The organism is Enterococcus sp. AZ063 (assembly GCF_051715045.1).
Classification (GTDB): Bacteria; Bacillota; Bacilli; order Lactobacillales; family Enterococcaceae; genus Enterococcus_D; species Enterococcus_D casseliflavus.
On sequence record NZ_JBIOTA010000002.1, the window covers coordinates 13,317 to 26,969 of the forward strand.

A 13,653-nucleotide genomic window follows, 5' to 3' on the forward strand; every position below is an offset into this window, starting at 1 on the left:
GTAGTTGAGGTTTAGAGAGGTGATAAAAATCTTAGCTACTGACTATATAGATTCTCATAAGGATAAGAAAGAATCTACTCTAGAACGCCTGCAAAAAGATATTAAACGTATAGAATGTCAAAGAGAAGAATGGGGAACTAATGAATATCCTTTTATGTATCAAATAATGACGTATATAAGAGAATAACAGTTATTTTATAACTCTGAAAATAAAAAAAGAAGAAGGCCTAAAAGCTTAGACTATCTTCTTACTTAGAGTTTCTAATTATTTTTTTATCAAGAAACGGTTTTTGTTTTTTGGGGCATTTGTTATAATTTTATTGAGTAATCGACAGTTAATTTTGTCGGTATGCAAAATAATGACTGCCTTTTTTTGCCAATCCAAAAGTGTCGCCTACTTGTAACGTATTAGGTGTGTACTTTACATTTGGTAGTGCAAACTCATTATTTACTTTATCTACGATTGTGAGGCTCAGATTGATCGAATCATGAGATTCGGGTTCTAGAGTCGCAACGTTTTTGTTCAGATAGACAACAGAGGAGATTTGTGTACGTCCTAAATCTTCAATTTGAGGACCTTCAAGCTCAACTAATTTGTCAAATGTTGGAAATGTTATGTTCACTACTTCACTTGTTGTGGCAGTTGGACTTTTCGATGTTTCTGTTTCAGAAGACCCAGAAAAAGCAATAAAGAGTACAAAAATAAGTACCACAGATCCTAGCAAAGAGATGAGAAATGTTTTTTCATACTTTTTGATCCGCCTATATTGTTTTTTCGTGAGAAGCAGAAACGACTTATTGTTGTTTCTGCTTTTTCGCTTGTAGCTGTTTGGCATACGCTTCAACTTCACTTCTCAAATATAATCGTACAAGTGATGTAGGAGGATTGCCATCAAATTCTAGAAAAGGTGTTAAAACTTTTCTATTAATTGCTTGAGAGATTCCAGCATAGCTTTGACCAGTTATATTAGCGGCTTCTCTTCTGGTAACAAGATTTTCTTGAGCCCAAATTTGAAAAGATTTTATAGATTTTTCATCCAAGTTAATCACCTCTTTTATTAATGATCATAAGTTTATTATACATAAAAGAGGAAATTTTTCAAAAAGGTATTCACAAATGATTATAAGTTTAGTATCATAAGTTTATAGTCATTGATATAAAAATTTTAATTAAGAAAGAAGGAATTAAATTATGAAATTAAGTGTATTAAGAGTGCTAGCTATCGGAGCAACATTTGGGGGATTTGCGTTAGCAATGAATACTGAAAAAGCAGAAGCAGCAGAATGGACACCTCGTACAGTCGAACAAATCAAAGCAGACGTTTCAAAATCAAATGGCAATTATACTATTGTTGAAGGTGACCATTTGTGGGGAATCAGCCAAGCAACAAATATCACTGTCCAAAAATTAGCGGACATGAACAAGATTGCCAACGTAGACTTGATCTACGCAGGCAATAAACTTGTTTTTGATGGTAATGTGGCAACTGTTCAAAATAACAAAGGAGAAACAGTAGCACAATCAGTGATCAAACCACAAGACAAGGTAGATCCGAGTCAACCAGTAGGACAAGGAACGACTTCAAATACACAAACGACACCAAATACAACGACGCCAACAACACCAGCAGGCGATCAAACAGGAACAACTGGTGGCACAACAACGCCAAGTACACCAGAAAGCAACAATGGTGGTTCTACTGAAGGAAATAACGGAGAACAAACGACACCATCAACGCCAGAAAATAATGGTGGAACAAATACACCTTCACAACCAAGTCAACCAGGTAATGGTGATAATCAAGGTGGTACAACAACACCTAGCGAGCCAGAAAAACCACAAGAGCCGACAATTGTGAGTGGCTATATCGGTAATAGTGGAAAGCTGTTTGATACTGCATTAGAAGCTAATACATGGGCTGAAGACGTGGTATTGGAAAGCGAAGAATATACTGGATATTATTTGATTACTATTTTCTATAGTGATGGTTCGGAGAAATTCTCTATTGATTTCTATTAATCAATAATTTGATTCATTCGTTAATGAAGAAGCAATGACAAAATTGTTATTGCTTCTTTTTTTGTATTCATTTTTAGGGGGTGGTTCATGTGTGATTGGTTATTTAAGCATTAGAAATAAGTAAAAAATATATGGAGGGATCAAAACATTATGAAATTCAAAGGTTTTAAGAAAGCGAAGAAAAGAATGGCTTCACTCATGCTTTTCTTGAGTTTGAGCGGGGTAATCAGCCAACCGATTGGTGCATTGGCAGAGACAGAGGTGTTCAATCAAGCAGAAAGTAATGAAGTGGTAAAAACAGAACCACAAAAAGAACTATCGGAAACACCAGAAACAAGTGCCTCAACGCAAGAAGAAACACCAGTAGTTGAAGAGCCACAAAAAGTGGAAGAAGAAAATGTTGTTTCCTCAGAACAGGTTCGAGAACAAAAAGTGACTGAACCAACAGAAGTGTCACAGGAACAAGCATTAGTTCCCGCACCTGCAAAAACTTCAGAACAATTGGATCAAGAAATCAAAGAATTTTTTGAACAAAATGGATACGAAGTAATTGGGGATGGGAATATTCATAGTACAACAGGCACGTCTTATCGTTCTAATTTGTTAGATGTCTTGAGTAAAGCAGAAGCGATGAAGGCGCAGAATCAAGCACAAATGGAAGCAAATTTATTTAGTGAGTTTTCTCTTTTACCTAAAGGAGCCAACGTTGTTTATGTTGACACCAATTACGGAGACGCTTCTTTCCAATGGAAACAAACAGGCTTAGCTCAAGAAACAGGTTACTATGCAAAACGTGATGCAAATGGAAATCCGTTATGGTGTGTAGAACCTGGTGCACCTTTAAATTGGGGCGCAAACCCAGGTTTTACTACTTCTCAAGTTACAAAGGAACAATATGTAAAAGCTTCTTTGGCTGTATATTGGGGATGGGAAAAACAACAATCAATTGTAAATTCTTTCTATACTGAAAAATTGGTACAAGAAATTGTAACTGGTAAAAAAGTAGAAAGCATATCTGATTTAAGCGGTCAGGGAAGAGTGAGTTTATCAGGCTATGAAGCGTTCAAAAAAGCAACTCTAGCAAAAGTAGATACGTTCTACAAGAAACCGTCATTTGATGGAAAAACATATACTGTACAAGCAGGCGAAACAGTGACATTAACTGATACAAATAAAGTATTAAGTTATTATGAGTTGAAAAATAATAGCGCGAATGTGACAACTTCTATCAGTGGCAATACAATGAAAATTACGCCAAAAACAGATAGTAAAGATTCAGGGACTCTGAAATTCTTCTATAAGATTGATAAATCTTATGAAGGAGCAACAATTTTGTATCAAGCGCCATGGTTACAAGATGTAATCAAAGCTAGAGTAGGAGACCCTGCGGAGTCTACAGTTAACGTGAAAGTCCAAAAAGAGGGCGAGTTCCAAATCAAGAAAGTAGACAAAGAAACTGGAAAACCTGTCCCTGGTACAAAATTCAAGCTAGAATATAGCAAAATTCCAGCAGGTATGACAGCGCCTAAAGTGACTGAAGTAACAACAGACGAAAATGGTTTATCACCAAAAATCAAAGCGCCACATGGTACACACGTGAAAGCAACAGAAATCTCTGTACCGAATCCTTATGTATTAGGTTCAGCAGTTGGTGATTCTGACGTGGTAGAAGGTGACGTTGTATCTAACGAATTGATCGTATTGACCCAACGTAACCAACAAGCAAAAGGTCAAATTATTGTTGAAAAATCAGGTGTAGAATCTGGTAAAGAGATGTGGAATGAAAATTACACGTTAAAAGGAAACGTATTTGAAATCCGCAAAAATACAGTTGACGGTGAAGTAGTCAAAACGATTACAACGGATGATAAAGGTCATGCGGAAACACCAAAAGATTTAGCAGTAGGAAAATATTGGGTAGTTGAAAAAACAGCTTCTACTGGTTTTGCGAATACGTTCAAACCAGTAGAAGTAGAAATCAAATATGCGAACCAAACAACTGCGGTTATTGTGAAAAATACGGAAGGTACAAACCAAGAAGTAACTGGTTCAACCTTGTTAACGAAAGAAGACGCTGAAACAGGTGCAGAAACACAAGGTCAAGCAACATTCAACGGTGCGCAATACGGGTTATTCCATGAAGATGGAACACCAGTAAAATGGTCTGAAACATTCAAACCAGAATATGTAGAAGGTAAGAAATTAGAAGGTGATGAAATCGTCTTTGAAATGACCAATGAATTGCCAAAAGCAAGTGTTAAACATTTGGCTTTAGGAAAATACTACTGGAAAGGTGCGACACGTTTCTCTATAAGTGTTTAACACGAAAGGAGAAGGTTTATCTATAAATTAGATACAATCATAACTGATTATTCGACAATTGGAATGAAAGCTGTCATGTTAGCTGAAACAATTGGTCTAATACTCCTACATGCGTTTATATGTAACAGAATATAAAGGTATGAAGCTAGGTGAAGTCGGCAGAATGATACCTAAGTGAGTTCATTCATATGGTAGAAGATATGTCGGGACGCTAAAAATTATCTATGGTGAGAATGTTCAAAATGAACTGACGAACTCGCGAATGTACAAGTCTAAAAGTAGACGTATTCGAAAGAATATAAGGTTGCAATTGCAACGAACGTCACCGAAAAGTAAAATTCTTATCCTATGAAATTCGGTATAGAAGACAATGATTCTATAGGAACGTTCAGGCTTATAGTGAGCACCTAAGGATAAATGTAAAAGCTAGAATAATTGGAACGTGGAAAGCGAGAACTATTTATTAACGACTGTTATCGGAATAGTGGATATAAGGCAAATAGCCGAAATTCCTTGATTCTCGTGAGAGTAGGGGCACAGTACCAAAGAAACCTCTAATAAAGGTGGAGGGATAGCCCTAAGTCTTTCAAAAATAAAACACCTCGTTTGACCGAGGTGCTTCTATTCTAAGAATCTGCTATAAAGGCAAAAATTAAAATGCCTATTACAAGGGTTGCTAGGATAAAATTGATATAGGTACAGAGTGTAATTATTCCAACAATCCCACTCAGTAAGCCAATACCACTTCCTGCAATCGACCAACTAGACATATAATTAGCTATTCTAGGAATACAATTTTTCAGAAGTAGGAAAGCGATCAAAAGCAAAATGATACTAATTACCAATGCTTTTGATCCAACTGTTCCTTTTTCTAAAATATCCATAGAAGCAAATTCACTAGGTGTAGGAAGCATTATTTTCACCTCCTTACATCAAGATATTTTTATTATAAAGTATTCCGAAATAGAAGCCAAAAATTGAAAGATAGAGCGCCGTATGAAGCGAAAGTTTCACGTACGGTGTGGAGCAGGGGAAAAGTTGGAGAATGACATGCTTATTATTTGCAAAAATAAGCAACTTTCAAAGACTTACCTATTGCTATAAACAAAAGCACCAGAAGGCTACCAAATTGACAATACAAAACGTGAATTTGAGATCACATACAAAGACCAAGATACGAAAGTGATTGCGACAGAATCGGTTTCTAAAGAAAATGTCGTGAAATTTTCTTTAGATGGCTTCAAGTACGTAGAATCAAAATCAGGTGGCACAAAAACTGGTTACAATGGTATTGAGTTCAAGTTAACACCAATCAATGGTACAAAAGGTGAAACAATCAGCACAGAAACAGTAACGGATAAAAATGGTTATGACGGCTATTTTGCATTTGAAGGTGTTCCTTACGGTGACTATGATTTGGAAGAAGTCAAAGCACCAGAAGGCTATCAAATCATTAAACCATTAACGATTACTTCTGATTTTGACGCAGAAAAACGGGAATATACGTTCACAGTGACGGAAAAAGGGCAAAAAGAACCTCTAAAAGTCTTGACTGTTTCTGAAGAAGAAATCAACAATGGTTCAAATGTGATCCAATTAAGCAAATTGTTTATCACAAACAACTTAGTCAAAGTACCAACAATCCGTACTTTAGCGACTGTAGACGGCGAAAAAACATTCACACCAGCAAAAGATACACCAATGCACGATGACATTTTCTTAGGCGACTTGATTAAAGACGACAAATACAATTTAAAAATCAAGCTTTGGAGAATCCAAAACGGAAACTACGAAAAAGCACAAGTTGTGTTTGAGACAGACAAAGATTTTATCGCTCAAGCAGAAAATGAAAAACAAGTGATCGATACATTGGTAGATACGTCGAAAGACGATGAAAACACAAGCTATGTGTGGACAGAAGAGCTTTACGACGAAACTGGTAAGAAAGTGGCAGAACACAATGATTTGACAAACAAAGATCAAACAGTGACGCCAAAAATCGAGAAAAAAGAAGTTGTCCCAACAACTCCTGAAAAACAAACGCCAACTTCTACAACAAAACAACCACAAGCAAAACAAACACAAAGCCTACCTAAAACAGGTGAGTTTGTGAATCCTGCATTGGTTGTATTAGGATTGGTTCTATTTGTAAGTGCGTTGATTGTCTTGGCTTATCGAGGCTTAAAAGAACAAAATTAAGTATTTGACAAGAGGTAACTTTCGTTGCCTCTTGTTTCTTTTTGGTGAAAGCTCACTACTTGGAAGAAAATGTCAATGTATCGATAAGGGAATGGGAGAGTAACTCTTCGTTAAAAAAGGAGGTTTCTCATGGAAATAGTACAATGTGAATATTATAGAGAGCAGTCATCCAATCATCTATACAAAGCAATTGGCAACCAGCCATTGCCTGATGAATACAGGGATAAGGAAAAGGAAAAACAAATTAGAAATCGATTCAAAAATATTCATGAAAATTGTTATTTGGACATTAACAAAATGAAGGAGAATTCTATAAACCATGTTGATCAATCAAAGAAAATAAAAAAAAGTGATTGTTTCATACAAGAAGATGATTTAAACGCTCTTATTATACCTGAAACAAGAAATCAAAAATGTGGAATGTGGTGAATGAAAATAGGTCGAAGGAGAAATTGTAAAGAAAAATCATCAAATTCTGTTCATAATGTTTTAGATGCAAAAACTAAACGAGTAACTATGGGGATTAGTAGTTTATTGTTAAGTAAACAATTAAAAGAAGAATTAAAGAATAGAAAAGTTATTATTCTTGATTCAAAAATAGATAGTGAGTCTGTATAGAAAGATTCTATGCAGACACTAAAAAAGAATGTAAAATATAAAAACTTTTTGAAAAAATATGAAATCTATTTATTATCGAGAGATTTTGACTAAAATGTAAGGAGAAAAATATGAAAAATAGGATATACAAATTAGGTTGTTTATATGGTTTTACGTATAATCCACTTATCCAGCAGCCCTATTGGGTTGATTTACTATCTGTAAATTCGATTAAAAGATCAACGGAGTACTTGATTGTATGTTTTCCAATTAAAAATGGTTTCGTAGTTGGTGAGTTCTTAGATAATCAAAGCGGAGAGTTGTTATCTGATAAAATAAACGAATTATACTTAAATACATTTTCTTACGGGGCAATGTTTCCATTAAGAGAGGATTATCCTATGGCTTACAATTTTCAAACAATATTTGATAGAGATAAGATAAAAAATTTTTTTAGTGATTTGTCAATTTCATGTGATATGTGGACATATACAAAAAAATTTTTATAACTGGTTAGACCGATAATGAATTTTCTAATGTATTCACTATTATATGAAGGAGGAGAAGGGCAGAGTGAAGAACAACTATGTTAATCAAGTTTCTCCTAACTTGCAAGAAGGAGTTTGGCAAGTAGAAGATCATACGTTGTGTGAAGAATGTTCAGAAGAACTATTTTTTAAAATGAAGGATAACTACCATGAGTTTTCTTTAAGTCTTTCCGTTGTTTTAAACTGCTTGTTTATTGCAGAAAAAGAAGGGTATGTTCCTCAATTGCCAGACGCATGGTGGGTTCAAATTCGTCAAAAGATTACTGCAGAAAATATATATGATGAAGGAAAGGAAGAAGTGTAGATGAAAAAAACGAGTAAATTATTGTCTGCTTTATTGTTATTAGGACAAGTTATTGGCTATACACCAGCGGTTTTAGCAGACGAAGAACAATCAACTGTAGCGACAGAACAATCAACGACAGTGAATGCTGACAATTCTACAACAGCTAGTACAGATCCAATTAAGGAAGAAGCTACAACGGATTCTTCCCTTGAACAACCTGAACAAAAGCCAAGTGAATCAACAGATCAAATTACCGATTCTACAACAGATAGTTCACAGACAACTACTCCTGGTACGACAGACTCTAGTCAACCAGAAAATAATACGCAAGATACTACTAAGCCTTCAGAAATGAAGCCTGTGGAAGTCACGCCTTCACAATCAATTGAGAAACAGCCTTCAACCACTGGACAAAATGCGCAGCCAGAAGAAAAAGTTGTGCAAAAAGAGTCAAAAGCTTATCATCAAGCACCGACTGCACCAATCCAGGAATTAGTTCCTTCTAGTAAACAGGATAACGAAGGAAACATTCATTTTGAAAAAGATGAGTCTGTAGAAAGCTTTATTCGTAAAATTGGTGAATCTGCTCGTAAAATTGGACAAGAAAATGACTTATATGCTTCAGTCATGATTGCACAAGCGATTTTAGAGTCGGCTAGTGGTCAGAGTCAATTAGCTCAAGCACCGAATTATAACTTGTTTGGAATCAAAGGGACACATAATGGAAAAGGCGTCTCTTTTGCGACACAAGAGGATTTAGGGGACGGCACACTCTATACGACTCAAGCCACGTTTAGACAGTATGAGAGCTACGAGGACAGCTTAAACGATTATGCACAGCTGTTAAAAGAAGGATTGACAGGAAATAGTCGTTTTTACGATGGCGTATGGAAAACGAATGCCAAAACTTACCAGGAAGCAACGAAATTTTTGACAGGACGTTATGCGACTGATACGAAGTACGATCAGAAATTAAATGGCTTGATTGAAACCTATGATTTGACGACGTATGACAAAGAAGTCGTTGGTCCACAATTAAGCAAAGAAGGGTATATTGAACCAGTCAAAAACTATACGATATCAAGTACATTTGGTATTCGTGGAGACGAATTTCATCGAGGAATTGACTTAGCAGCTGCACAAGGTGAGCCAATCTACGCCAGCAAGGCAGGAACGGTCATTAAAGCAGAGTTTCACCCTTCATGGGGGAATGTTGTAGCCATCGAGCATGAAGACGGTACAACAGCGTTATATGCCCACCAACAAGAGTATCAAGTCAAAGTAGGCGATAAGGTGGAGCAAGGTCAAATCATTGGTTATGTTGGTTCGACTGGAAATAGCACAGGCCCACATTTGCATTTTGAGCTTTGTTTAAACAACACATTATCTCAATCACAGCTGATTGATCCAGAAACAGTCTTATTCTAAGGAATAGGGCTGTTTTTGTTTTCAATTATTTTTTTAGGGAGGAAAAAATAATGGTAAAAATCATTTTACTTGTCAGTTTGATAGTATTATTTTGTTTTATCATTTTGACTATTTACGCTTGCTGCGCAGTTGCAGGACGAGCAGATCAACTAATGGGTTGGGACTCAAAATCACAATTCGAAATTAAAGATATGGAGGATCATTCATGAAAGAAAATATTCACAATGGTGTAGATATTTTGCACCTGTCATTGGGACTAGATGTTTTATTAATTTATAACGAAGAAGGAACCAAGATACAGAGTGTTCAGTTATCAAAGAGTCGTCTAGGAGAACTGATTCGCAACAATACGGTCACTCGTACAAGTATTTTGCATGTGAAAAAGCTAGGCTTGATCATTGGTAGTAATAGCAATTTAGTCATCAATGTTGACGATATGATTGGCTTCAAAGATGGAGAGCCTGTGTTGTTGAACATTGACGACAAACAAACAGAACAAAACTATGAAGGTAAAGACATTTTCCAAATGTCTCACTTTGAGTTTATCGTATCTGAAGAACAAGATCTTCGTCCGTCGAAAATCAAGGAACTCTATCATATCAATAAGAAGTATCTAACGTATTTACAAACGCAAGAAACAGCTAAGAAAGCAAAAAAACGTGTGTATGCAATTCGAAAAAGTGCGCATGAACACAAGAAATAAAAGAAAATTCGGAGGAAAAGTTATGCGATATTTATTAGGAATTTTAGGAAGTATCTTATTTATTGGTTTAGCATTTGGAAGTATTTATTTTTCGGTAATAGATCCGAATATGAATCTTTTACTACTAGGGATTGTAGTTTCTGTAGTACTGCTCATTGTATTTTTAACATTAAAAAAAAGACAAAATCGATTTTGAGGTGATTACAAATGGCGGGATTTACATTAGAACTTACTGTAGCCAAAAAGAAAGAAATCCAGAAAACTGTGAAGGAACTAATGAAGAAACAAGGTTTGGACTACGATGATTGGTTGGCCCAACAGGAATTAAATTATTTGCTAGACAATATTGCTGAATCAGTAACAACAAGCTCAAATCATACAAATGCAAAGGAGAATACGCATGCTTAAAACGAAATTTTATATTATTGCAGCCACTTCGAATCCTGGAGAACTGGGAAAAAAAATTCTAGATGATGTAAAAAGCTGGTTACTTTTAGCAGCTGCTGGCTTTGCTACCGTACAATTTATCTTGGCAATGTTTGCTTATATGTCTAAAAATCCACAAAAACACGCTGAAGGGCAAGAACACGCTTTTAGGGCATGTCTAGGTTTAGTTGGATGTTTCTGCGCTGGAACGATTATCGCTTATCTACAGGGACAAGCAGCGAGTTGGGGAGCCTCACCAGCGATTGTTGAAGCCCTATTGCTTAAGAGTTAAATCAATGATCGTTGATTTACTAATCTTTAGATATCGAATGAGTAGGTGATATCGATGATTAAAATTAAATTCGAAAAGAAATACGGTTTTCAAAGAAAACCGTATCCTTTCGTTGAAGGACTAGAGATTTTAGCAGTTCTTGATTCGGAATTTGAAAAGAAGAATCAAACTGCAATTATCTTTTTAGAACTGTTCAATCCAAAGGACAAGAACTTTGGCTATAAAGGATACTTTGAATTAGGAGCCGGAAATGGCGACTTCTTTTTAGAGTGGCTAGAAAAGACACTAATTGATGAGTTTCCGGAAAATCGAAATGAAGTCAAAGAAATGATTGGAATTTTAGAAGAAGAAATTGCACAGCAAGCGGTAGCTATTAAAGAGATTCCAGAAAAATCAAATAAGCCCAAAAAACGGTTATCCATATTTATAAGTGGGATGATCGTTTTTTTATTACTGCTAGGCGGAGCAGGGACCTATCTTCTTGTAAGCAACCAAACGAATTCTAGTGCAAACGCAGTAACAGCTGATTCATTTGTAGACGATCTTAAATTGTTAGATCCGAATCAATTGGGAGAAAAATATCCTGATCGCTTAGTGGAAATTGCTGAGTATTATAAGGAACAACAAAATTGGGAAAAGTTAAAATTGTTTCAAACGTTTTATCCTACACCTGAGGCAGCATTTGATTTAGCTTTCTATGAACAAGATTGGGACTCTGTCATTCAAACAGATGTGACCACATTGACGGAAGAAAGAAAAATCATGCTTTGTTATGCGTATATTGAGAAAAATATGCTTTCTGAAGCAGAACTTCTGGCAACTAAACTGGATTCGAAACAGTTAGAACAGGAACTTGATTATGCTTACTTACGCCAAGTGGGGGCGTTAATCAAAGAGAAAAATATTTCTGAAGCTGAAGAAATTGGGAAAAAGATAAAATCAATAGACCTTCAGAAAGAGTACCTAGATGCGGTAGATAGTGCGTCTCTGATGAAAGAAATGATTGCACTTTATCAAAAACAAAAAGATACAAAAAATCAGGAAATATGGGAAAGACGATTAAATGAACTAGGACACGTACTGGAAGAGAGGAGACTTGAGAAATGAAACAGGACGACAAGCAAAGCAGATGTAGCCATTTAGGGACAAAAAAACTAAATCGAACTATCTTGATAGGGACAGCAACAGCGTTGTTAATAGGTGGTTCTGCTTTAGGTTTGACCAAGCTGAATCAAGAAGAAAGTAAAACATCGTTACAGCAAACAGAGCCTACAAGCTCGACAAAGCAAGGCAATTCTACTTCAAAAGACAAAACAACTATTTTAAGCCCTGAAGAATCGAAAAGTTCGGAAAGCTCGAAACTCAAGAAAGATAAAACATTGGCTATTCTTGAGCATTTTGGTATCTTGCAGTCAGAAATGACTGAAGAAATGAATCTAATGACAGCAACACAGCTTAAGCCAGAAGAATTATCCGTTATTGCAACCACATTGAAACAATCAATCGGAGTCAATGAACAAAGTGCTGCACCTAGCGTGGAGTTAATGGATCAAACTATTTCTGACGATACATTGGTACCACCGATCATTGTTGAAAAACCAACGGAACCAGAGCCGCCAGTGGTTGAAGATCCAACACCTGTATGGGTTGGACCGAAAATTTATCCACTCATTCAATCACCGGTTATTCAACAAAATGGGTTGTTTCAGGCCAGCGACTATTTTTATGTCACTGCTGGATCTGATTTAGAGCCGACTATAACTATGTCAACAATTGATACAAGTATTGTTGGAACGCAAATGTTAACAATCAATGTTATGGATAGTCAAGGGTATTCTGACACATTGACGATTCCAATTTATGTAAATAGTCGGCCAACACTGCTGGTTACTACAGAAGAATTAACGATTCCGATTGATTCAACGGTAGATCTTACCTCTTTTGTGACAGCAGAAGATTTAGAAGATGGTCCCCTCTCGGAAAAAGTTACTTACACGACCGATTTAGATTCTTCTGTTGAAGGTGTATATACGGTCAATTACAGAGTAGAAGATAAGTATGGGGCTGCGACAACAGCATCAATGAAGGTATGCGTTGAGAATGAAGCTCCGTCTATCTCAAATGTTGATATGACTATCCCAGTCTTGTCTACGTTTACCCCAGAAGAATATTTGAGTCAGGTGGTGGTTAAAGATAGAGAAGATGGTCATGCAACATTAACGTTCAATGAAGAAGAAATGGCCGCGGTAGATCCTATGACTCCTGGTATTTATGAAGTGACTTTAACAGCTACAGACTCTCATGGAAAGAGTACCACTGTTGCAGGAAGAATTATTGTAGAAAATTCAGCACCGGAACTACTTGGAGTTTCCGATAGAACAATCTATGTAGGGGAAGTGTTTAATCCTTTAGACGGAATCAGTGTCCTGGATAAAGAAGAAACGTTGGATATATCTCAAGTAGTTGTGAGTGGTGAATATGATATATCCACCCCAGGAGAGTACACAATTGTCCTATCGGTTTCTGATTCTTTTATAGAGACTAATGTATCTTTTGTTTTAACGGTACTTCCGTCTGCAGAAGACTCAGATCCCGATAAATCAGAAGAGGATGAAACTCCTTCAAATCAAAACTCAACGGAAGAAGCGATCGAAGAAGAAAGCATTCCAGAGGAATCCAAAGAAGAAACGCAGGCTTTTGAAGATTCTGTCGTGGGAGAAAGACAAACCACCACTCAAATTTCGCAGGAAGTGCAGACAAAGTAATTGCTGATAACTAAAGAGAGAAATTTTCTCTCTTTTTTTATTGGAGGTGTATCACTTTGTCATACAA

At 36.2% G+C, this 13,653-nt stretch carries 19 protein-coding genes; 16 read left to right on the plus strand and 3 right to left on the minus strand.

What is annotated here, in order from left to right; genetic code table 11:
* Positions 1 to 19: 19 nt before the first annotated feature.
* Positions 20 to 187 carry a hypothetical protein gene (locus IGK61_RS17745; RefSeq protein ID WP_438845002.1) on the plus strand — a complete coding sequence of 56 codons (168 nt, stop codon included), beginning with the start codon at positions 20 to 22 and terminating at the stop codon, positions 185 to 187.
* A 148-nt stretch (positions 188 to 335) separates the two neighbouring features.
* Here IGK61_RS17745 and IGK61_RS17750 read toward each other — a convergent pair whose 3' ends face one another.
* Complete coding sequence (locus IGK61_RS17750; RefSeq protein WP_438845003.1) at positions 336 to 836, minus strand: hypothetical protein; 501 nt, start codon at positions 834 to 836, stop codon at positions 336 to 338.
* Entirely contained in the window at positions 796 to 1,041 is a 246-nt protein-coding gene (locus IGK61_RS17755) for a hypothetical protein (RefSeq protein WP_438845004.1), read from the minus strand. Before IGK61_RS17755 ends, IGK61_RS17750 begins: the two co-directional genes overlap by 41 nt.
* A gap of 151 nt (positions 1,042 to 1,192) precedes the next feature.
* Here IGK61_RS17755 and IGK61_RS17760 point away from each other — a divergent pair, with 151 nt between their 5' ends.
* Positions 1,193 to 2,020: a LysM peptidoglycan-binding domain-containing protein gene (locus tag IGK61_RS17760; protein ID WP_438845005.1), complete on the plus strand. Its 828-nt coding sequence runs from the start codon at positions 1,193 to 1,195 to the stop codon at positions 2,018 to 2,020.
* 150 nt (positions 2,021 to 2,170) lie between these two features.
* Positions 2,171 to 4,342, plus strand: coding sequence for a SpaA isopeptide-forming pilin-related protein (locus IGK61_RS17765; protein ID WP_438845006.1), 2,172 nt, complete (start codon positions 2,171 to 2,173; stop codon positions 4,340 to 4,342).
* Positions 4,343 to 4,968: 626 nt separating this feature from the next.
* Here IGK61_RS17765 and IGK61_RS17770 read toward each other — a convergent pair.
* Positions 4,969 to 5,256: a hypothetical protein gene (locus tag IGK61_RS17770; RefSeq protein WP_438845007.1), complete on the minus strand. Its 288-nt coding sequence runs from the start codon at positions 5,254 to 5,256 to the stop codon at positions 4,969 to 4,971.
* A 268-nt stretch (positions 5,257 to 5,524) separates the two neighbouring features.
* On the opposite strand from IGK61_RS17770, the gene IGK61_RS17775 reads away from it, so the two are divergent.
* From IGK61_RS17775 to IGK61_RS17835, 13 genes are all read left to right on the plus strand, one after another.
* A complete protein-coding gene (locus tag IGK61_RS17775) occupies positions 5,525 to 6,541 on the plus strand; it encodes a SpaA isopeptide-forming pilin-related protein (RefSeq protein WP_438845008.1) in 1,017 nt (338 codons plus the stop codon).
* 129 nt (positions 6,542 to 6,670) lie between these two features.
* Positions 6,671 to 6,970, plus strand: a complete 300-nt coding sequence (locus tag IGK61_RS17780) for a hypothetical protein (protein ID WP_438845009.1) — start codon at positions 6,671 to 6,673, stop codon at positions 6,968 to 6,970.
* Positions 6,971 to 7,159: a hypothetical protein gene (locus tag IGK61_RS17785; RefSeq protein ID WP_438845010.1), complete on the plus strand. Its 189-nt coding sequence runs from the start codon at positions 6,971 to 6,973 to the stop codon at positions 7,157 to 7,159.
* Between the two features lie 110 nt (positions 7,160 to 7,269).
* Positions 7,270 to 7,647 (plus strand): hypothetical protein, encoded by a 378-nt coding sequence (locus IGK61_RS17790; RefSeq protein WP_438845011.1) that lies wholly within the window; start codon positions 7,270 to 7,272, stop codon positions 7,645 to 7,647.
* A 64-nt stretch (positions 7,648 to 7,711) separates the two neighbouring features.
* Entirely contained in the window at positions 7,712 to 7,990 is a 279-nt protein-coding gene (locus tag IGK61_RS17795; RefSeq protein WP_438845012.1) for a hypothetical protein, read from the plus strand.
* The gene (locus IGK61_RS17800) at positions 7,991 to 9,400 is read left to right on the plus strand and encodes a peptidoglycan DD-metalloendopeptidase family protein (protein WP_438845013.1); all 1,410 of its coding nucleotides are present in this window, start codon (positions 7,991 to 7,993) and stop codon (positions 9,398 to 9,400) included. It begins immediately after the preceding gene.
* A 50-nt stretch (positions 9,401 to 9,450) separates the two neighbouring features.
* Positions 9,451 to 9,609 carry a hypothetical protein gene (locus IGK61_RS17805; protein ID WP_438845014.1) on the plus strand — a complete coding sequence of 53 codons (159 nt, stop codon included), beginning with the start codon at positions 9,451 to 9,453 and terminating at the stop codon, positions 9,607 to 9,609.
* A complete protein-coding gene (locus tag IGK61_RS17810; protein ID WP_438845015.1) occupies positions 9,606 to 10,103 on the plus strand; it encodes a hypothetical protein in 498 nt (165 codons plus the stop codon). The genes IGK61_RS17805 and IGK61_RS17810 overlap by 4 nt, the downstream gene beginning before the upstream one ends.
* A 22-nt stretch (positions 10,104 to 10,125) precedes the next feature.
* Positions 10,126 to 10,299, plus strand: a complete 174-nt coding sequence (locus IGK61_RS17815) for a hypothetical protein (protein WP_438845016.1) — start codon at positions 10,126 to 10,128, stop codon at positions 10,297 to 10,299.
* An 11-nt stretch (positions 10,300 to 10,310) separates the two neighbouring features.
* Positions 10,311 to 10,511, plus strand: coding sequence for a hypothetical protein (locus IGK61_RS17820; RefSeq protein ID WP_438845017.1), 201 nt, complete (start codon positions 10,311 to 10,313; stop codon positions 10,509 to 10,511).
* Positions 10,504 to 10,821, plus strand: a complete 318-nt coding sequence (locus IGK61_RS17825) for a hypothetical protein (protein WP_438845018.1) — start codon at positions 10,504 to 10,506, stop codon at positions 10,819 to 10,821. The genes IGK61_RS17820 and IGK61_RS17825 overlap by 8 nt, the downstream gene beginning before the upstream one ends.
* A gap of 54 nt (positions 10,822 to 10,875) precedes the next feature.
* Positions 10,876 to 11,928, plus strand: coding sequence for a hypothetical protein (locus IGK61_RS17830; protein ID WP_438845019.1), 1,053 nt, complete (start codon positions 10,876 to 10,878; stop codon positions 11,926 to 11,928).
* Positions 11,925 to 13,586 carry an immunoglobulin-like domain-containing protein gene (locus IGK61_RS17835; protein ID WP_438845020.1) on the plus strand — a complete coding sequence of 554 codons (1,662 nt, stop codon included), beginning with the start codon at positions 11,925 to 11,927 and terminating at the stop codon, positions 13,584 to 13,586. Before IGK61_RS17830 ends, IGK61_RS17835 begins: the two co-directional genes overlap by 4 nt.
* Positions 13,587 to 13,653 lie beyond the last annotated feature (67 nt).

Bases quoted from the DNA above. Each gene is read 5' to 3' on its own strand.
- IGK61_RS17750 (WP_438845003.1), bottom strand. From the start codon at position 836: ATGCCAAACAGCTACAAGCGAAAAAGCAGAAACAACAATAAGTCGTTT.
- IGK61_RS17760 (WP_438845005.1), top strand. From the start codon at position 1,193: ATGAAATTAAGTGTATTAAGAGTGCTAGCTATCGGAGCAACATTTGGG.
- IGK61_RS17765 (WP_438845006.1), top strand. From the start codon at position 2,171: ATGAAATTCAAAGGTTTTAAGAAAGCGAAGAAAAGAATGGCTTCACTC.
- IGK61_RS17770 (WP_438845007.1), bottom strand. From the start codon at position 5,256: ATGCTTCCTACACCTAGTGAATTTGCTTCTATGGATATTTTAGAAAAA.
- IGK61_RS17780 (WP_438845009.1), top strand. From the start codon at position 6,671: ATGGAAATAGTACAATGTGAATATTATAGAGAGCAGTCATCCAATCAT.
- IGK61_RS17785 (WP_438845010.1), top strand. From the start codon at position 6,971: ATGAAAATAGGTCGAAGGAGAAATTGTAAAGAAAAATCATCAAATTCT.
- IGK61_RS17790 (WP_438845011.1), top strand. From the start codon at position 7,270: ATGAAAAATAGGATATACAAATTAGGTTGTTTATATGGTTTTACGTAT.
- IGK61_RS17800 (WP_438845013.1), top strand. From the start codon at position 7,991: ATGAAAAAAACGAGTAAATTATTGTCTGCTTTATTGTTATTAGGACAA.
- IGK61_RS17805 (WP_438845014.1), top strand. From the start codon at position 9,451: ATGGTAAAAATCATTTTACTTGTCAGTTTGATAGTATTATTTTGTTTT.
- IGK61_RS17810 (WP_438845015.1), top strand. From the start codon at position 9,606: ATGAAAGAAAATATTCACAATGGTGTAGATATTTTGCACCTGTCATTG.
- IGK61_RS17815 (WP_438845016.1), top strand. From the start codon at position 10,126: ATGCGATATTTATTAGGAATTTTAGGAAGTATCTTATTTATTGGTTTA.
- IGK61_RS17820 (WP_438845017.1), top strand. From the start codon at position 10,311: ATGGCGGGATTTACATTAGAACTTACTGTAGCCAAAAAGAAAGAAATC.
- IGK61_RS17825 (WP_438845018.1), top strand. From the start codon at position 10,504: ATGCTTAAAACGAAATTTTATATTATTGCAGCCACTTCGAATCCTGGA.
- IGK61_RS17830 (WP_438845019.1), top strand. From the start codon at position 10,876: ATGATTAAAATTAAATTCGAAAAGAAATACGGTTTTCAAAGAAAACCG.
- IGK61_RS17835 (WP_438845020.1), top strand. From the start codon at position 11,925: ATGAAACAGGACGACAAGCAAAGCAGATGTAGCCATTTAGGGACAAAA.